The organism is Amycolatopsis sp. cmx-11-32 (genome assembly GCF_047608695.1).
In the GTDB taxonomy this organism is placed as follows: domain Bacteria; phylum Actinomycetota; class Actinomycetes; order Mycobacteriales; family Pseudonocardiaceae; genus Amycolatopsis.
Map to the genome: position 1 here is coordinate 355425 of NZ_JADNQN010000002.1, position 16715 is coordinate 372139.

Annotated in this window: 20 protein-coding genes; 15 read left to right on the plus strand and 5 right to left on the minus strand. The window is 68.1% G+C overall.

The features are described 5' to 3' along the window. Window positions 1-62: 62 nt before the first annotated feature. From pstS to ACM6LR_RS06415, 3 genes are all read right to left on the minus strand, one after another. On the minus strand, window positions 63-1190 hold the full coding sequence (gene pstS, locus ACM6LR_RS06405; RefSeq protein WP_414936878.1) for a phosphate ABC transporter substrate-binding protein PstS: 1128 nt from the start codon (window positions 1188-1190) through the stop codon (window positions 63-65). A 229-nt stretch (window positions 1191-1419) separates the two neighbouring features. Further along, window positions 1420-2295 carry a mycothiol synthase gene (mshD, locus tag ACM6LR_RS06410; protein WP_414936877.1) on the minus strand — a complete coding sequence of 292 codons (876 nt, stop codon included), beginning with the start codon at window positions 2293-2295 and terminating at the stop codon, window positions 1420-1422. Window positions 2296-2361: 66 nt separating this feature from the next. Then, window positions 2362-3117 (minus strand): winged helix-turn-helix transcriptional regulator, encoded by a 756-nt coding sequence (locus tag ACM6LR_RS06415; RefSeq protein ID WP_414936876.1) that lies wholly within the window; start codon window positions 3115-3117, stop codon window positions 2362-2364. A gap of 143 nt (window positions 3118-3260) precedes the next feature. On the opposite strand from ACM6LR_RS06415, the gene ACM6LR_RS06420 reads away from it, so the two are divergent. The 9 genes from ACM6LR_RS06420 to ACM6LR_RS06460 all read left to right on the plus strand — a co-directional run bounded on the left by ACM6LR_RS06420 (window position 3261) and on the right by ACM6LR_RS06460 (window position 9276). Further along, entirely contained in the window at window positions 3261-4157 is an 897-nt protein-coding gene (locus tag ACM6LR_RS06420; RefSeq protein WP_414936875.1) for a DUF2993 domain-containing protein, read from the plus strand. A gap of 39 nt (window positions 4158-4196) precedes the next feature. Further along, the gene (locus tag ACM6LR_RS06425) at window positions 4197-4616 is read left to right on the plus strand and encodes a TlpA family protein disulfide reductase (protein ID WP_414936874.1); all 420 of its coding nucleotides are present in this window, start codon (window positions 4197-4199) and stop codon (window positions 4614-4616) included. Window positions 4617-4849: 233 nt separating this feature from the next. After that, complete coding sequence (locus ACM6LR_RS06430; protein WP_414936873.1) at window positions 4850-5284, plus strand: DUF4395 domain-containing protein; 435 nt, start codon at window positions 4850-4852, stop codon at window positions 5282-5284. 23 nt (window positions 5285-5307) lie between these two features. Then, window positions 5308-6144 carry a sulfurtransferase gene (locus ACM6LR_RS06435; RefSeq protein WP_414943379.1) on the plus strand — a complete coding sequence of 279 codons (837 nt, stop codon included), beginning with the start codon at window positions 5308-5310 and terminating at the stop codon, window positions 6142-6144. Then, window positions 6144-6455: a DUF1416 domain-containing protein gene (locus ACM6LR_RS06440; protein ID WP_414943380.1), complete on the plus strand. Its 312-nt coding sequence runs from the start codon at window positions 6144-6146 to the stop codon at window positions 6453-6455. Before ACM6LR_RS06435 ends, ACM6LR_RS06440 begins: the two co-directional genes overlap by 1 nt. 303 nt (window positions 6456-6758) lie before the next feature. Next, a complete protein-coding gene (locus tag ACM6LR_RS06445) occupies window positions 6759-7382 on the plus strand; it encodes an FABP family protein (RefSeq protein ID WP_414936870.1) in 624 nt (207 codons plus the stop codon). A 9-nt stretch (window positions 7383-7391) separates the two neighbouring features. After that, window positions 7392-8003 (plus strand): 5-oxoprolinase subunit PxpB, encoded by a 612-nt coding sequence (gene pxpB / locus ACM6LR_RS06450; RefSeq protein WP_414936869.1) that lies wholly within the window; start codon window positions 7392-7394, stop codon window positions 8001-8003. Further along, window positions 8000-8875, plus strand: coding sequence for a biotin-dependent carboxyltransferase family protein (locus ACM6LR_RS06455; RefSeq protein WP_414943381.1), 876 nt, complete (start codon window positions 8000-8002; stop codon window positions 8873-8875). Before pxpB ends, ACM6LR_RS06455 begins: the two co-directional genes overlap by 4 nt. Further along, window positions 8863-9276: a hypothetical protein gene (locus ACM6LR_RS06460; RefSeq protein WP_414936867.1), complete on the plus strand. Its 414-nt coding sequence runs from the start codon at window positions 8863-8865 to the stop codon at window positions 9274-9276. The genes ACM6LR_RS06455 and ACM6LR_RS06460 overlap by 13 nt, the downstream gene beginning before the upstream one ends. A gap of 60 nt (window positions 9277-9336) precedes the next feature. Here the strand turns inward: ACM6LR_RS06460 and ACM6LR_RS06465 are convergent, their stop codons facing one another. After that, entirely contained in the window at window positions 9337-10191 is an 855-nt protein-coding gene (locus ACM6LR_RS06465; protein ID WP_414936866.1) for an aminodeoxychorismate lyase, read from the minus strand. Between the two features lie 30 nt (window positions 10192-10221). Between ACM6LR_RS06465 and ACM6LR_RS06470 the strand changes: the two genes are divergently transcribed. From ACM6LR_RS06470 to ACM6LR_RS06480, 3 genes are all read left to right on the plus strand, one after another. Continuing rightward, window positions 10222-11352, plus strand: a complete 1131-nt coding sequence (locus ACM6LR_RS06470; RefSeq protein ID WP_414943382.1) for a YgfZ/GcvT domain-containing protein — start codon at window positions 10222-10224, stop codon at window positions 11350-11352. A gap of 506 nt (window positions 11353-11858) precedes the next feature. Beyond that, entirely contained in the window at window positions 11859-12422 is a 564-nt protein-coding gene (locus ACM6LR_RS06475) for an aerial mycelium formation protein (RefSeq protein ID WP_414936864.1), read from the plus strand. Next, window positions 12419-13366 (plus strand): asparaginase, encoded by a 948-nt coding sequence (locus ACM6LR_RS06480; RefSeq protein WP_414943383.1) that lies wholly within the window; start codon window positions 12419-12421, stop codon window positions 13364-13366. The genes ACM6LR_RS06475 and ACM6LR_RS06480 overlap by 4 nt, the downstream gene beginning before the upstream one ends. On the opposite strand, the gene ACM6LR_RS06485 is transcribed toward ACM6LR_RS06480, so the two are convergent. Next, on the minus strand, window positions 13363-14262 hold the full coding sequence (locus ACM6LR_RS06485) for a hypothetical protein (RefSeq protein WP_414936863.1): 900 nt from the start codon (window positions 14260-14262) through the stop codon (window positions 13363-13365). The two genes, ACM6LR_RS06480 and ACM6LR_RS06485, sit on opposite strands and share 4 nt — an antisense overlap. Before the next feature lie 207 nt (window positions 14263-14469). Between ACM6LR_RS06485 and ACM6LR_RS06490 the strand changes: the two genes are divergently transcribed. The 3 genes from ACM6LR_RS06490 to ACM6LR_RS06500 all read left to right on the plus strand — a co-directional run bounded on the left by ACM6LR_RS06490 (window position 14470) and on the right by ACM6LR_RS06500 (window position 16634). Continuing rightward, complete coding sequence (locus ACM6LR_RS06490; protein WP_076156206.1) at window positions 14470-14655, plus strand: DUF3073 domain-containing protein; 186 nt, start codon at window positions 14470-14472, stop codon at window positions 14653-14655. 88 nt (window positions 14656-14743) lie between these two features. Then, window positions 14744-15604 carry a 3-hydroxybutyryl-CoA dehydrogenase gene (locus ACM6LR_RS06495; RefSeq protein WP_414943384.1) on the plus strand — a complete coding sequence of 287 codons (861 nt, stop codon included), beginning with the start codon at window positions 14744-14746 and terminating at the stop codon, window positions 15602-15604. A 76-nt stretch (window positions 15605-15680) separates the two neighbouring features. Beyond that, complete coding sequence (locus ACM6LR_RS06500) at window positions 15681-16634, plus strand: alpha/beta fold hydrolase (RefSeq protein WP_414936861.1); 954 nt, start codon at window positions 15681-15683, stop codon at window positions 16632-16634. The last annotated feature ends 81 nt before the right edge of the window (window positions 16635-16715 follow it).

Below are 16715 nucleotides of genomic sequence, written 5' to 3' on the forward strand. Positions count from 1 at the left end.
TCGCTCATCGACTACTTCTGTCCAGCCTGTCTTTACTGATCAGCCTGAGGTTGGCAACAGGGTCAGGCGATGGCCTTGACAGCGGTCAGGACCTTGTCCTGCAGGCTCTGCGGGATCGGCACGTAGCCCTTGTCCGACAGCGGCTTCTGGCCGTCGGTGGCGGCGACCGTCAGGAAGGCCTTGACGGCCTTGGCGACCTCGGCGTCGGCGTACTTGGAGCAGACGATCTCGTAGGTGGCGAGAATGACCGGGTAGGCGCCGGCGACGTTGCTGGAGTAGATCGAGTCCAGGTCCAGCGCGAGGTCGTTGCTGCCCTCCTTCTTGAACTTCGCCGCGTCGAGGGACTTGGCGACGTTCTCGGCGGTGAGCTCAACACCGCCGGAGCCGCTGTCGATCAGGGCGGCGCTGAGGCCTTCCTTCGCGAAGGCGGACTCGACGTAGGTGATGGCGCCATCGGTGGCCTTGACCGCGCTGGCCACACCGTTGGACTTCTCGGCACCGTTACCGACGCCACCGTTGAACTTCTTGCCGTCGCCCTGGGTCCAAGCGCCCTTCGAAGCGACCTTCAGATACTTCTGGAAGTTGTCCGTGGTGCCCGACTCGTCGGTGCGGGAGATGACCTGGATCGCCTTGTCCGGCAGGTTGACGCTCTCGTTGCCCTTGAGCGCCTTGATGGCCGGGTCGTTCCACTTGGTGATGCCGCCGTTGAAGATCTTGGCGGTGACCTCGGGGGTCAGGGTCAGCTTGTCGACGCCGGAAACCTTGTACGCGACCGCGACCGGGCCGATGACGAGCGGGAGGTTCCACGCGTCGGAGGCGCAACGGGCCTTGGCCTTGTCGGCCTCCTCGCCGGACTTGAGCGGCGAGTCGGATCCGGCGAAGTCGACCTGGTTGCCGTTGAACTGCTTGACGCCGGCGCCCGAACCGCTGGGGTTGTAGTTCACCTTCTGGCCGGAGCACTTGGCGGCGTAGGCCTGCACGAAGATGTCGATCGCGGTCTTCTGCGCGGACGACCCCTCTGCCGAAAGCGGGTTCTTGCCGCCGCATTCGACGTCAGCCGTGCCGCTGGGCGCGGAAGCGGCACCCGAGCTCTCGGGCTTGGTCGCCGCCGGGTCGGATCCACAGGCGCCGAGCACGAGGGCGGCGCTAGCCACGATGCCGATCGCGCCCGCGGGCCGCATGATCTTCACTGCATTTCCTCCACTGGGAGACTTTCGCCGGATCGGTGGAACGGGAACGTTCCTGCCGGATCCGGACACTAGGCACTGACAGTGGACAGGTGGCCGTCACAGGGTGAACGAAAGGTGAACAAGGCGCCCGATGTGAGCAGCGCGACTACTCCGAACGTGGACCGTGTCCGGCCCGTGACCTGCGCGTTTGCTCTCCGTGACCGGTCAAGAGCCAGAAGTGTGAACCCGATTACCGAGCGTACTGAACGTCGACCTCGTATCGGGTGAAGCCGAGTTTCGAATAAACGGCGAGCGCCGGGGCGTTGTCGCCCTCGACGTACAGGATCACCTGACCCAGCCCGCGATCGCGGAGATACCGCAGTCCGGCGAGCGTGAGTGCCTTCCCGAGGCCGCCGCCCTGCGCGTCCGGATCGATGCCGACGACGTAGACCTCGCCAGCGGGTTCACCGCCGAACCGGCCGGGAACCGCCTCGTGGACCTTCGTCCAGTGGAAGCCGACGACCTCGCCGTCCTGCTCCGCGAGGAAGAAGCCCTCGGGGTCGAACCAGTCTTCCTTCTCGGTCGCGCGGACCTCGTCGGCGGTCAGAGCGCCCTGCTCGGGATGCCAGTCGAAGGCACGCGCGTTGACGCGGACCATCGCTTCCTCGTCCTGACCGGGAACGAAGGTGCGCAGCTCGATCCCTTCGCGCGTCACGGGTTCCGGCCAGTCGGCGGCTTCCGTGTCGGCGTGCAGGATCAGCAGTTCGCGAGCGCGCTCGAAGCCTTCGGTCCCGGCGATGTGGACGGCGGCGGGGTGATCACCGTGCGCCCAGACACGCAGCGGATTCCCTTCGACGTGGTCGACGAGCGCCTTGGTGAGCGCTCTGCCATGACCGGAGCGGCGGTGCGCGGGGTGGACGAACAGTTCGGCGACCTGGTTGCCGTGCGAGTCACCTCCGGTGTCCAGGTGCGCGTACGCGACCAATTCGCCGTCGAGGTGCCCCAGGAGGTGTTGCCCACCGGGGAAACCGGTGTCCAGGGGATCGCCGTCGGCCTCGCGCACGGCGAGGAGGAAGCGGCGGATCTCTTCCGTTTCCGGTTCACCGGTCCACAGCAGATCGAGCATGAAACCGACAGTACTAGGGAACCCTGTTCACGCCCGGACGTCTTGTCAGACAGGAGAGGAAGGGATTCAGTGCGCGGAAAGCTCGCTCGGCTCGTAGACGCTCGCGTCCGGGGCGATGGCCTGCTGCTGCTTCGCCGCGGCACCCTTGGCCGGCCGCTCGAACTTGTAGCCGACGTTGCGCACGGTTCCGATCATCTGCTCGTGCTCCGGCCCCAGCTTCGCGCGCAGGCGCCGCACGTGGACGTCGACCGTGCGCGTGCCACCGAAGAAGTCGTAACCCCAGACCTCCTGCAGGAGCTGGGCACGGGTGAACACCCGGCCGGCGTGCTGAGCGAGGTACTTGAGGAGTTCGAACTCCTTGTAGGTGAGTTCGAGAGTGCGCTTGCGGAGCTTCGCGGTGTATGTCGCTTCGTCGATCACCAGCTCGCCGACGCGGAGTTCGGCGTCCACCTGCGCGGAGCCGCCGTCGCGGGTGGTGACCAGCCGCAGCCGGGCGTCTACCTCGGCGGGACCGGCCGTCGGGAGCAGGATGTCGTCGGTGCGCCATTCCGCGCTGACCGCGACCAGACCGCCTTCACCGACAACGGCGATGATCGGCGTGGAGGCCTCGTCCTCACCGGCGCCCTTGAGCAGACGGCAGAGGCTCTTCGCGGAGGCGAGATCGCTGCGGGCGTCGAGGACGATGACGTCGCGGTGGCCGGCGTCGAGCAGCGCGGTCACTTCCGGAGCACGGACGCGTACGGTGTGCGGCAGCAGATCCAGGGCGGGCAGCACCGTGGTGGCATCTGCTTCCGCGGTCAGTACCAGAAGGTCCAGGCTCATCGCCGCACCGCCTTCACTCGTAGTCGCCTCGAACGTGGCTACAGCCGGTGCTTAGCGAGAATAGCGGGTGAACAGCCGGACACCTACCCCGTGCTGGATCGATCACACCTGGCCAAAGAGGGATACGAAGGAGATTTGACGCGATGGTGAGCAGGCCCGTGGCGTACGACGGACGACCGTCCCCCGGCCGGTCCGCCAGGCGACCGAAGCGGCGTGGCCGAGGCTGGCTCATCGCCCTCGCGGTGCTGCTGGTACTGCTGGTCGGAGCCGATTTCGGGGCGGCGGCGTACGCCGAGCACACGATCTCCCAGAAGACCCGCGAACAGCTGGGGCTGAAGAACGATCCGGCGGTCACGGTGCACGGTTTCCCGTTCCTGACACAGGCCCTCTCCGGTGACTACAGTCACATCACCATCAACGCCCAGGGCGTCGCCGTTCCGCCGAGGTTGAACGATGTGGACTTCAACGCCGACATGAGCGACGTCACGGCGCCGCTTTCCGACCTGATGAACGGCAACACCAAGTCGATCGTCATCGGCACGCTCAAGGGCGAGGTGACGATCAAGGCCGCGGACATCGCGCGGCAGTCGCCGCTGGACAAGATCCAGAACCTGAAGATCGAGCCGGTCACCGAGGACTACGTCCGCGACGGCGACAGCGGGCAGGGCGAAACGAAGCCCACGACGACCACGAACGAGAACGGTGAGCCGGTGGATTCCGCCAGCGCCGGGATCCGGCTGTCCGGCAACGTGCAGATCAACAGCCAGAAGATCGAGATCTTCTGCTTCGCGATGATCGAACTGGACGGGCAGAAGATCCGTCTCGAGCCGAAGCGGCTGCAGTTCGGGAATGACAAGGAGACCACCGTCGTTCCCCAGGCGGTGCAGGAACTGCTGCTGCCGAACTTCAACGCGACCATCGACACCGGCGCCATGCCGTTTTCGGTGACCCCGACGTCGGTGCGGGTGAACAGCGGCTCGGTGACCATCAAGGGTGAGGGCAAGAACGCCGCCTTCAGCGGAGCGAAGCCGCAGGGTTGATTTCAAGACAGGGTTGATTCGACGCAGAGGTGATCTCGCATGACCGGGGTGTGGGTGCTGCTGGGCGTTCTGGTGCTCGGCGCGGTGGTGGGCGCGTTGTTGCGGGCACGCAACGGCCGCGTGCGCGCGGCGAAGTCCAGCGCGTCCACACTGCCCGGTCGGGTCTCGGACGCCCTCGCGTCCGAAGGTGTCACCCTGATCCAGATCTCCACCACGTTCTGCGCGCCGTGCCGCCACACGCGCGCCATCCTGTCGGTTCTCGCGGAGAAAACCGACGGCCTCACCCACGTCGATCTGGACGTCACCGAGACCCCGGAAGTCGCGCAAGCACTTTCCGTGTTGCGGACTCCGACGACGCTGGCCTTGACACCGGACGGCCGGGAGGTCTTCCGCGTCGGCGGCGTTCCCCGAGGTCAGGAGCTTCTCGAAGCCCTGAAGCCGCACCTGGCGAACGTCTGATCCCGAATTTCGGGAAGCGTCCCAAGGTGTGAACACGGTTCCCAACCTGAGGGAGCTCTGCGTACCCTCGTGCCCGTGAACAGGCTGCCCCGAACCTTGCTGACCCAGCGCCGCGCAGTGGATCTGTGCCGTGTTCGCAGCAGCCTGTGTCCGGCTCGGCCCGGCGTTCGCTGAACCACGCCCGCGTACCCATCGGGCACGCGCTTTTTTCCCTCTCGTTCGCAGGAGGATCCATGTCCGCAGGACCGGCCGTCGACCCCCGTGGTCCGCGTTTCGCCGCCATCCTGACGACGATCGTGCTCGCGGTCGTGCTCATCACCCAGTGGTGGCCACTGCTCGCGGCGCAGGCGGTGGTGTTCGCGATCGGCGCCTTCATCGGCCTGAAGCCGGCGCCGTACTCCCTGGTCTACCGCTACCTGGTCGCGCCGCGCCTCGGCTCGACGACCGAACGGGAAGACGCCGCGCCGCTGCGGTTCGCGCAGGCCGTCGGCTTCGTGTTCGCCGTCGTCGGCACCGTCGGCTTCGCCGCCGGTCTGACCGCGCTCGGGTTCGTCGCGACGGCGTTCGCGTTGTTCGCCGCCTTCCTCAACGCGGCGTTCAACTTCTGTCTCGGTTGCGAGATGTACCTGCTCATCAAGCGTTTCAGCCCCAGCCCGCGCGCGTTCTGAACCCCAGAAAGAGAGTCAGCTCCATGAGCCGTGAAGACGTCCTGGTCACCACCCAGTGGGCCGAGGAGAACCTGGACACCCCTGGTGTCGTGTTCATCGAGGTCGACGAGGACACGACCGCGTACGACAACGGACACCTCCGCGGTGCGGTGAAGTTCGACTGGCGCAAGGACCTGCAGGACGGGGTCCGCCGCGACTTCGTCGACAAGGAGGGCTTCGAGAAGCTCCTGTCGGAGAAGGGCGTCTCGAACGACGACCGCGTCGTCCTCTACGGCGGCAACAACAACTGGTTCGCCGCATACGCGTACTGGTACTTCAAGCTCTACGGCCACCGAAACGTGCAGCTGCTCGACGGCGGCCGCAAGAAGTGGGAGCTCGACGGCCGTGAGCTGAACTCGGAAGAGGTCAAGCGCGAGGTCACCACGTACGAGGCCAAGGAGCAGGACCTGTCGATTCGCGCGTTCCGCGACGAGGTCGTCCAGGCCATCGGCGGCAGCAACTTCGTCGACGTGCGTTCGCCCGACGAGTTCTCCGGCAAGCTGCTCGCCCCGGCGCACCTTCCGCAGGAGCAGTCCCAGGTCCCTGGCCACATCCCCGGTGCGCTGAACGTCCCGTGGGCGAAGGTCGCCAACGAGGACGGCACCTTCAAGACCGAGGAAGAGATCAAGGAGCTGTACTCCGACGAGGGCCTCGACGAGTCGAAGTCCACGATCGCGTACTGCCGGATCGGTGAGCGCTCGTCCATCGCGTGGTTCGCGCTGCACGAGCTCCTCGGCTACGACGCCGTGAAGAACTACGACGGTTCATGGACGGAATACGGCTCGCTCGTCGGCGTGCCGGTCGAGTTGGGAGCCAAGTGATGGTGGCAGACGACAGCTGCGGCGCGCCGGTCCAGGAGGCCACGCCCGCTGATTACGACACCCGCGGCCAGGTCGTGCTGGCAGGCAAGGTGACCGGGGCGGAAGGACCCGTCGGCGGTGCCTTCGTGCGGTTGCTGGACGGCGGCGGCGACTTCACCGGCGAGGTCGTCTCGTCGGCCGACGGCGACTTCCGCTTCTACGCGGCTCCCGGCGACTGGACGGTGCGCGTGCTGCATCGCTCCGGCAACGGCGAAGCCTCCGTCACCGCTCAGGGACCCGGCGTGCACCAGCTCCAGGTCTCCGTCGCCTAAGACGGGCCGAAGGGCCCTTCACCGCTCCATCCATGCCCCGGCGCCGCCCTCAACTGAGGCGCTGCGCGCCCGGCCTGGATTCCAGCGGTGAAGGGCCCCTTCGCTGCGTCTGATGCGGGGAAAGTCCCCTTCAGCTCCTGTGTGCACTGCCACGCACCCTGCGCAAGGCCGTCTGAGCAGGTAGCGACTAAAGTGCGTGTCGTGGAGATCCTGTTTACGACCCTGCTGGTGCTCGCCGGCGTCGCGATCACCTGGTTCGCCGTGTACGTCGTCTACCGGCTTTACGCGGACCAGCGCTGACCCATGACGGCGAGTGGCGACGAGGCCATCCAGGCCGCGGAGAAGCGCGCGGAAAACACGCGCGAACGTAACCTCCCGCAGTTCGACGACATGCCCGTCCCGGGCGACACGGCGAACCTGCGCGAGGGCCCGAACCTCAATGACGCCTGTCTGGCGCTGTTGCCGCTGGTCGGTGTCTGGCGCGGCGAAGGCGAGGTCGACTACCCGACCATCGAGGGCCCGCGCCGGTTCGGCATGCAGCTGACCATCGCGCACGACGGCCGCCCCTTCCTCACGCACGAGGCTCGCGCCTGGCTGCTCGACGAGGACGGCAACGTCATCCGCCCGGCAGCGCGCGAATCCGGGTTCTGGCGTCCGCAGGCCGACGACACGATCGAACTGCTGCTGACCCACAACACCGGCATCATCGAGCTCTTCTACGGCAAGCCGCGTGGCAAGGCCTCGGTCCCGGCCTGGGAACTGGGCACCGACGCCGTCGTCCGCTCTTCGACGGCCAAGGACGTCACGGCGTCCCAGCGGCTTTACGGCATCATCAACGGCGAACTCGGCTACGTCGAGGAACGCGCCATGATGGGCCAGGAACTCCAGCCGCACACGTCGGCGCTGCTGCGTCGCGTGGTGGGCTGACCTTCTCCCGTGCGGTGGCGTGCCTACGGCGAGCACGCCGCCCTGCTCGACTGTGCTTCCCTGAGCCAGACGATCGCGGCACACGCCACGGTCTCGTCCTCGCGGCCACCCGGTATCGCCGAACTCGTCCCCGGCGCCCGGAGCCTGCTCGTGGTGGAAACCCCGGGCTCGGGTGCCCTCGCGGCCGTCCGTGAACTCCTGTCCGGCGCCGATCTCGAACATCCGCCCGACGGCGAACCCCGCGAAATCACCCTGGACGTCACCTACGACGGCGAAGATCTCGAACTCGTCGCCCAGGACGCCGGAGTGTCCACTGAGGACGTCGTTCGGTTGCACACCGATGCCGTCTACACCGTGGCGTTCACCGGGTTCGCGCCCGGTTTCGGCTATCTGACAGGACTTCCCGAGTCACTACGGCAGCCGCGGTTGTCCACTCCGCGCACTCGCGTGCCGCCGGGTTCGGTCGGCATCGCGGGCGAGTTCACCGGGGTGTACCCGCGCGTCTCGCCCGGTGGCTGGCGGCTGATCGGCCACACCCGGACCGTCCTGTTCGACCCGCGCGCCGACCCGCCCGCGTTGCTGGCGCCTGGCGACCGGGTCCGGTTCCGGAGCGCCCGATGAGGACCCTCGAAGTGGTCGAGACCGGCCCGCTCGCACTGGTCCAAGACCTCGGCAGGCCCGGTTACGCGCATCTCGGTGTCCCGCCGTCCGGAGCGCTGGACGTCCCGGCGCTGAAACTGGCCAACCGGCTCGTCGGCAACGACGAAGCCGCCGCGGGCATCGAGTGCCTGTTCGGCGGGCTACGGCTGCGCGCGAAGACGTCCTGCACGGTCGCGGTGACCGGCCCCGTGGTCGTCGTCGAAGTCGACGGACACGCCGTCGGATCGCACGCGCCGGTGTGGCTGGCGCCGGGTCAGGTTGTGGAGATCGGCGCGCTCGCCACCGGATTGCGGTGCTATCTGGCGGTTTCCGGTGGAATCGCGGTCGGCACCGAACTCGGCAGCCGGTCGCGGGACGTCCTCTCGGAGATCGGTCCCGCGCCGCTCCGGGCGGGCGATGTCCTCCCGCTCGGCACACCGTCCGGTGTGGCTCAAGGCGCCGACGTCGTGCTGCCAACGGTGGCCGCGGCGGAGTTGGTCGTGCCGGTCGAGCCAGGTCCGCGGGCGCATTGGTTCGAGGGCCTGGAAGCCGGGCTCGCGAAGACGTGGACGGTGACGGCGGAATCCAACCGCGTCGGTCTCCGGCTCGACGGGACTCCTTTGGCGCGCGAGGACGAATACGCCGAAAAGGAACTCCCGAGCGAAGGCCTGCTGACCGGCGCCATCCAGGTCCCGCCGAACGGGCTGCCGGTCGTGTTCTTGGCGGATCATCCAACTACCGGCGGTTATCCGGTGGCGGCCGTGGTGAGACGGGCGTCACTCCCGGCGCTCGCGCAGGCCCGTCCCGGAACCCTTCTCCGCTTTCACTCGTCCACGAGGGTGTGGAAAAGGTAACGGTCGACGGTGGCACAGGTGTCATCGACACGAATTCGGTCCCCACCCAACCAGAACTGCCCCAGTCACTGCGGATCGCGCTCGCCACGGGGCAGATGCGACGACCTCTCGGCGACACGCTGCGCCCGCTCCTCGATCTCTTCGCCGACGGCAAGTACCAGGTCGCCGGACCGGAACGGCTGGCGGAAGACCGCTATCTGACCCCGAGCGCCGACTGGCCGCCCGCCGACGCCTCCCGGGTCGGCTACTACCGGACGGCGATCAAGAGCGGGCACCGGCCGGTCGCGGTCGTGCTGGAAACCGCAGACGCGGCGGTGATCCTCGACGGGCACCACAAGATCGCGGCCTATCGCGAAGAAGCGATCCTGCCGCACCTGCTGATCATCAGCCCGCTCGGCTGATGGGCGACCCGCGGTTCCGCGACGAGGTCTTTCGCACCATCGCCAAGCTGCGCGCGACGCTCAGCTGAACGCGTATTCGCTCTCGTAGGCGGCGGCCAGTTCGGCGTGGATCGCGCTGGAGTCGCTCAGCGCGACGCCGTCGAGTGTGTGCACCTTGGTCAGCTTGCGGACCGACGAGGCGAGGAACAGCCCCTCGCCCTCGCTGAGGTCCTTGACCTGGAGCGGCTCGACCTTGATCGACCAGCCCGCCCGCTCGGCGCCGCGGAACAGCGCCGCCTGCGTCGTCCCCGGCAGGATGCCGATGCTCGCCGGCGGCGTGTGGAGCGTCTTGTCCTTCGCGAGGACGACGGTCGAAGTCGGCCCTTCGAAGACCGAGCCGTTGGCGGCGGTGAAAATCACATCGCTCGCGCCACGGCGGGCGGCCTCCCGCAGCGCGGCCATGTTGACGCCGTACGAAATCGACTTCGCGCCCAGCAGGAGCCACGGCGCGCGGTCGGCGAGTTCGGGCTCGATCCCTCGTTCGAGGGTGATCGCCGCGACGCCTTCGACACGGGCGCGGAGGACCTTCTCGTCGATCTCCACACCGAGCGCGAACCCGAACGGCTTCGCTTCCGGGTCGCCGTCGATTCCCCTGGTATACACCAGTTTCAGGGCGATCTCCGAGCTGGCGGACCAGTTGTCGATGACGGTCTGCGCGGCACGCTCCCAAGCCGCGAGGTCCGGCTCAGGCAGGTCGAGCATGGCCGCGGAACGGGCCAGTCGCTCGAGATGCGGGCGAAGCTCGCGAGGTCGCCCGTCGACGACGAGGATCGTCTCGAACACGCCGTCGCCGCGAAGCAGTCCCAGGTCGTCTACTCGCAGGTGGGCGGCCTCGGGGTCGGCCAGGGTCCCGTCGAGGAAGGCAAGCACGCGCATACGGACACGGTACTCACTAGCATGGGTTTCATGCCCTACCGCTCCCCCCTGCTCGAGCTTCCCGGACCGATCGCGGCACCCGACGGGCATCCTGAAGAGGGTGTCCCGTGGCATTGGGGAGACCCCTTCGCCGAGCAACGGACGGCGACGCGCGGCGCGGTCGTGATCGACCGTTCGCACCGCGAGATCCTGGCCGTGACCGGGGAAGAACGGTTGTCCTGGCTGCATTTGGTGATCTCGCAACACGTCACCGGGCTCGCCGAAGGCACCGGCACGGAGGCGCTCGTCCTGGACAGCCATGGCCGGGTGGACACCCACATGGTGGTCGCGCACGCGGACGGAACGGTGTGGCTGGACAGCGACCGGGGCGCGGTCGCGTCCAGCGCGTTGCCGTCCGGTGGCAAGCAGACTCTGCGCGAGTACCTCGAAGCGATGAAGTTCTGGTCCAAAGTGGACATCCGCGATGTCTCCGGCGAACTGGCACTGGTGACCGTCCTCGGCCCCGACGCGGACCGAGTGCTGGCCACCGTCGATGTTTCCTTGGGCCCGGACCCTTACTCGGTCGTGTCACTCCCCGGTGGCGGCTTCGCGCGGCGGATGCCGTGGCCTGGACGGAACAGCGCCGACCTCGTCGTGCCCCGCGCCGAACTGGCCGACTGGTGGCGCCGCCTCACCGACGCGGGCGCGCGACCGGCGGGCAGCTGGGCGTTCGACGCGCTGCGGGTCGAGTCACTGCGGCCGCGACTTGGAATCGACACCGATGAGCGCACGATCCCGCACGAGGTGAACTGGGTCGACTCCGCGGCGCATGTGGCGAAGGGCTGCTACCGCGGGCAAGAGACCGTCGCGAAGGTCCACAACGTCGGGCGGCCGCCGCGGTACATGGCGCTGCTGCACCTGGACGGTTCGCCGGAGATCACGCCGGAAACCGGTGACCCGGTGGTCCTCGGGGAGCGGACCGTCGGGCGTGTCGGCAGTGTCGTGCAACACCACGAACTGGGACCGATCGCGCTGGCGCTGGTCAAGCGCTCGACGCGACCAGGTGCGGAACTGCTGGTCGGTGCCGAGGACCGCGTCGTGCAGGCGGCCATCGACCCGGACTCCGTTCCGGCTGAGGCCCCCGCTCCTGGCCGGGAGGCCGCTCAGCGGCTGCGAGGCTGACGTTTCGGGGGCTTTGGGGCTTTGGGGCTTTGGGGCTTTGGGGGGCTTCGCTGGGCTGGCTTCGCTAGGGCGGCTGACCGGTGGTCCGTGAAGGCCACCTTGAGGGACTCTGGGTCCCTTAAAGTTCCCTTCACCTGCTCCGGGACCGCCGCTTGCACCATCGAAGGCGCATGAAGGCCCCCTTCCCTCGGCTCAGCGGAGGAAAGTCGCGTTCGCCCACGTTCCAAGTACATGAAGGACGCTTTCCCCGCATCTCACGCGGCGAAAGCCCCCTTCGCCCTGACCTCACCCAGTTATCCACAACTCTGCCCACCTGTGGACAAACTCGCCGACCAGCACTTTTCCACCCCCACCCCCGGTAAACTGGACCAGGGGCCGCCCCCGGGACGGGTGGGGGGCGCTCTGGAGGTGACCGAAAGAGCAGGGGAGGTAGGCGGGAGGGGCGAAGATCCTTGTGGTATCACGCCCTGCGGAACATTTCCGCTGGAGCGCGATAAGCTACGCGGGTGATCGAAGTCCGGCCCGGTGGTCGCCGTCGTATCGACCGCGTGCTCGGCCCTGGGTATCTCAGCGACCTCGGCGAGCTGACCCTTTCCGTGCTGCGCGAGCGCCGTGACGAGGCCGCGCAGGAGGAGACCGACCTGTCGTACCTGCGGCGTTTGCTGCACGCGCGGATCGACATCGTCCGGGCCGAGCAGGAGCGTCGCAGTTCGGGTGGCGAGAGCAGTGTGGTCGAGCGGCTGGCCGCGATCCTGGCGGACAACGCGATCGGCCCGGCCACGGGTTCGGGCAGGCATCAGCGGCTGGAGCCGTCCCGGGCGGGCGAGCACCGGCGGTTCGCCGAAGCGCTCATCGGTGACACGGATCTTTCCGACGTCAGCACGCTCTCGGACGGGAAGCTGGTCAACGCCCTCAACAGGTACGCCGACGAAGAGGTCTCCGTGTCGTCGTACCGCCGCGAGGTGCAGGGCGTGATGGACACGATCAACGCCGAGATCGCGACCCGCTACCGCCAGGGCACGGCGTCGGTCGACGACTTGCTCGACACCGAACGTGGCGGCTCCGAGTGACGAATCCCGTCTTGGTCGAGGTCGTCCGGTCCGGTTTCGTGGAGAGCACGCACCGGGGCGCGTTGGTGATCACCGCCCCGGACGGGTCGGTGCGGTTCTCCGCGGGCGACATCGAGCGACCGGTTTACCCGCGCTCGTCCAACAAACCGCTGCAGGCCGTCGGGATGCTGCGCGCCGGCCTCACCATCAGCGACCAGGATCTCGCGTTGGGCTGCGGATCGCACAACGGCGAGCCCGGCCATGTCGAGGGCGCTTTGTCGATGCTTTCCCGAGCGGGCCTGACCGAGGACGCGCTGGCCTGCCCGCCCGCCTTCCCGTTGCACGAGCCGAGCATGCTCGCCGTGGCCGCGACGGGGAAACGCCGCGCCTCGATGAACTGCTCCGGCAAGCACGCCGCGATGCTCACGACCTGCGCCCAGCTCGGCTGGTCCACCGAGGACTACGCGGCCGCGACCCATCCGCTGCAGAAAGTCATCCAGGCCACCGTCGCCGATCTCACGAGCGAGCCGATCGAAACGGTCGGTGTCGACGGGTGCGGCGCCCCGCTGTTCGCGTTCTCCCTCACCGGGCTCGCCCGCTCGTTCGGCAGGCTGGTCACCGCGATGGGCGGGCCGGACCGTCGGGTCGCGGACGCCGTCCGCGCGCATCCGTGGCAGGTCGCGGGCACCGGCCGCGAGGACACCGCGCTGATGACCGGCGTCGAGGGTCTGCTCTCGAAGGGTGGCGCCGAGGGAGTGCACGCGTTCGCCCTCCCCGACGGCACCGCGCTGGCACTGAAGATCGATGACGGTGCCGCGCGGGCACGGCTCCCGCTGCTGCTCGCGACCCTGCGCCACCTCGGCATCGACCCCGGCGACGAAGCCGCGGACCTCGCGCGCGACGCGGTGCTGGGCGGCGGGAAGCCGGTCGGCGAACTGCGTGTCACCGCGGGTCTCTTCGACTAGTTCGCGCGTTCCCGCGCGGCCAGGTCGCCCCAGAAGTCCCGCAAGTCGGCGAACAGTTCGGCCAGCTCGTCGACGTTGCCGGTGCGGAGCGCGTCGAGGATGTCGTGCACCTCTTCGGCGGTCGTGTCGGCTTGAAGGATCGAGTCGGCGAAGAGCTGCACGAGACCGCCGTAGTCGAGTTCGACCGCGGAGCCGGGGTGGAAGCTGTCGAGCCAGCGTCGCGTCTCGAGCAGCACCCGGCCGGGCGCTGAATCACCGAAGGTCGCTTCGAGCAGGTCACCGACCTCGCGGGCCCGATGCCGGGCGTCGGTGATGGAGACCCGCCAGGACACCTCGCGCTCGGGGTCGTCGCGGCCCTTGCCCAGCTTGACCCGGCGCATCCCTGGATCGAACAGCACGAACCACGGGAGCGGGACGGTCCACGTCGTCGAGAGCGTGTGCGACGCCGAGGCGGACAGGTCGCCGATGGCGGACTTCGCCCGCGAGCGGATCATGTCGAGCGAAGCGCCGCCCGCGTCGAGCACCGCGTTCTTCAGCGCCGGATGCGCGTCACCGAGGAAGGTCACCAGCGCCGCGGCCGAGCGGGCGCGGATCTCCATCGGGCACAGCAGCGGTCCCGGTCCGGCGTCGCCGTGCTCACCTTCCGGAACGTCTTCGGGGTCGAGGACGAGGACGTCGGTGACGAGGCTGGGCGCGGCCCGGCCGTCCGCGAGCTCGGCGGGCAGCAACCGTCCGACATGCTGTGACTTGAGCCACAGTGACTGCTCGCGTTCGCCCGCGGCCGAACGATCGAGCCGGGCCGCTTCGATGGCCTCCAGCAGGCGTTCGTCCGGTGGATCGCCCAGCGCGAGCAGGGGCTCATAGACGCGGAGATAGGCCGCGAACGGACGGGGCACACGAGCATCGTGACACGCCGACCTGCGACTATCGCCACCGACCGGCCGGTAACCGGCGTCCGGTGAACACTGTCGCCACCGGCACACCGTGCCACGTCGCATCCAACCCCCCGGGCACGGTACGGTGTCAGCAGGAAATAATTGTCGAGACGATGCGGGGCCGCCGATTCCCCCGGCCGCCCCGCCCCTGTGCGAGGGGGTCGAGCCATGGGGCGCGGCCGGGCTAAGGCCAAGCAGACGAAGGTGGCGCGTGAGCTCAAGTACAGCTCGCACGAAACCGACTTCGATGCTTTGCAGCGCGAGCTGTCCAGTAGTTCTTCGGATTACGGGCATGAGGACGACAAGCGGGAAGACGACGACCCGTACGACGGGTACGACGAATACCGCCGCTGAGCAGGCGTGACACGCGAGGGTGGCACGGGTTGAACCCCGTGGTCCACCCTCGCGTGTCGCGTGCTGCCCAAAATACGGAAGAGGTGCCATGTCCGACGTATCGCGAGTAGGTGTGATCGGAGCCGGGCTCATGGGCTCCGGCATCGCCGAAGTGCACGCGCGTGCCGGTCTCGACGTGATCGTCACCGAGGTGAGCCAGCCGGCGCTGGACTCCGGGCGGGCGCGGATCGAGAAGTCGCTGCAACGCGGCGTCAAGAGCGGGAAGCTGTCGCAGGAAGACGCCGACGCGGCGCTCGGACGGGTTCGCTTCACCACCGAGATCGGCGAGTTCGCCGACCGCGACCTCGTGATCGAGGCCATCCTGGAACAGGAGCAGGCCAAGGTCGAAATGTTCCGGTCGCTGGACAAGATCGTCGAGCGTGAGGATGCCGTGTTCGCGTCCAACACCTCGTCGATCCCGATCATGAAACTCGGGATGGCGACCAACCGCCCGCAGCAGGTGGTCGGCATCCACTTCTTCAACCCGGTCCCGGTGCTGCCGCTAGTCGAGCTGGTGCCTTCGCTGCTGACCAGCGACGACACCGCCCGCCGCGCGGAGGAGCACGCGACGACGGCGTTGCACAAGACGGTGATCCGTTCGCAGGACCGCGCCGGATTCATCGTGAACTCGCTGCTCGTGCCGTATCTGCTTTCGGCGATCCGGATGATCGAGTCGGGCTTCGCGTCGGCGGAGGACATCGACCGCGGCATGGAGCTGGGCACCGCGCACCCGATGGGCCCGCTGCGGCTGTCGGACCTGATCGGCTTGGACACCATCAAGGCGATCGCGGACTCGATGTACGCCGAGTTCAAGGAGCCGCTGTACTCCTCACCGCCGCTGCTGTTGCGCATGGTCGACGCCGGCTTGCTCGGCAAGAAGACCGGCCGCGGGTTCTACAGCTACTCCTGATCCGCAACTTTCGTACCGGCGGGCGACCACTTGTTCGGCTGTCCGTGCAACCGGTGTCCCCTGTTGCATGGACGGCATGAACGAGCACACGCGTCGTAAGGCAATCACTGTCGCCGGGCTGACCGGCCTCACCGGACTCGCCACCGCGGGTTCGGCGTCCGCGGGTCAACGCCGTGGAGTACCGACTTTCGTGTTCGCCGCGGGTGCGAACGGCGTCTCCGGCGTCCCGAACGAACTCGTGCTGCGCGGTTACCGCTGCGTCGGCGTCGACCTGCCGGGCCAGCGGCCGACAGACGCCCAGTTCCGGCTGTCCTACCAGGCTCCACAGGACCTGGCGGCGTTCGCGACCGAACCGTCGCCGCTGGCCGGGGTGACCGTGGCCGACCACATCGCCGCGACCGTGGAAACCGTCCGCCGGGCGGCCGCGCTCGGGCCGGTCGTGCTCGTCGGCGCCAGCATCGGCGGCGCGGCGATCAGCCTGGTCGCGAACCAGGTGCCGCGGCTGATCGACCTGCTGGTCTACGACACCGCGTTCTGCTGCGGCACGCTGCCCACTCCGGGTCACTACCTGCAGACCGACGAGGGTAAGACGACGCAGGTCATGGCGTTGCTGGAGTTCATGGCAGCCGACCCAGCGGTGGTCGGGGCGTTCCGTTCGAACTGGCGTATCGCCGACCCGGTGCGCCTGGCGAAGGCGAAAGAGGCCTTCATGAGCGACAGCACCGACGCCGAGTTTCACACGTTCCTGAACTCGATGATGCCGGACGAACTCCCCGGCAAGGGCGACGTCGATTCCCGCGGTGACCTGCGCACTTGGGGGCACATCCCGCGCGTGTACGTCCGGCACCTGCGGGACAACATCATCCCGCTCGCGTTGCAGGACCGGATGATCCGGGAGGCCGACGAGCGCACCCCCCGCAACCGGTTCCGGGTCTTCGACCTCGATACCGCGCACGTTCCGACCTCGGCCAAGCTGGGCGAACTCCTGGACCTCTACGACCGGGTTGCCCGGCCTCTCCTGCGCAATTAGTGCTGTAGTTGCGCCGTGCAAGGATCGCATTTAGAGGACTAATCGCGGGGGTGGGGCAGCGCCGGGAGCAAGCATCGGCAC

Excerpts from the sequence above, each read along its gene's own strand:
- mshD (WP_414936877.1), bottom strand. The coding sequence starts at position 2,295 with ATGCTCGATCTGCTGTGGACCGGTGAACCGGAAACGGAAGAGATCCGC.
- ACM6LR_RS06415 (WP_414936876.1), bottom strand. The coding sequence starts at position 3,117 with ATGAGCCTGGACCTTCTGGTACTGACCGCGGAAGCAGATGCCACCACG.
- ACM6LR_RS06420 (WP_414936875.1), top strand. The coding sequence starts at position 3,261 with ATGGTGAGCAGGCCCGTGGCGTACGACGGACGACCGTCCCCCGGCCGG.
- ACM6LR_RS06425 (WP_414936874.1), top strand. The coding sequence starts at position 4,197 with ATGACCGGGGTGTGGGTGCTGCTGGGCGTTCTGGTGCTCGGCGCGGTG.
- ACM6LR_RS06430 (WP_414936873.1), top strand. The coding sequence starts at position 4,850 with ATGTCCGCAGGACCGGCCGTCGACCCCCGTGGTCCGCGTTTCGCCGCC.
- ACM6LR_RS06435 (WP_414943379.1), top strand. The coding sequence starts at position 5,308 with ATGAGCCGTGAAGACGTCCTGGTCACCACCCAGTGGGCCGAGGAGAAC.
- ACM6LR_RS06440 (WP_414943380.1), top strand. The coding sequence starts at position 6,144 with ATGGTGGCAGACGACAGCTGCGGCGCGCCGGTCCAGGAGGCCACGCCC.
- ACM6LR_RS06445 (WP_414936870.1), top strand. The coding sequence starts at position 6,759 with ATGACGGCGAGTGGCGACGAGGCCATCCAGGCCGCGGAGAAGCGCGCG.
- ACM6LR_RS06455 (WP_414943381.1), top strand. The coding sequence starts at position 8,000 with ATGAGGACCCTCGAAGTGGTCGAGACCGGCCCGCTCGCACTGGTCCAA.
- ACM6LR_RS06465 (WP_414936866.1), bottom strand. The coding sequence starts at position 10,191 with ATGCGCGTGCTTGCCTTCCTCGACGGGACCCTGGCCGACCCCGAGGCC.
- ACM6LR_RS06470 (WP_414943382.1), top strand. The coding sequence starts at position 10,222 with ATGCCCTACCGCTCCCCCCTGCTCGAGCTTCCCGGACCGATCGCGGCA.
- ACM6LR_RS06490 (WP_076156206.1), top strand. The coding sequence starts at position 14,470 with ATGGGGCGCGGCCGGGCTAAGGCCAAGCAGACGAAGGTGGCGCGTGAG.
- ACM6LR_RS06495 (WP_414943384.1), top strand. The coding sequence starts at position 14,744 with ATGTCCGACGTATCGCGAGTAGGTGTGATCGGAGCCGGGCTCATGGGC.
- ACM6LR_RS06500 (WP_414936861.1), top strand. The coding sequence starts at position 15,681 with ATGAACGAGCACACGCGTCGTAAGGCAATCACTGTCGCCGGGCTGACC.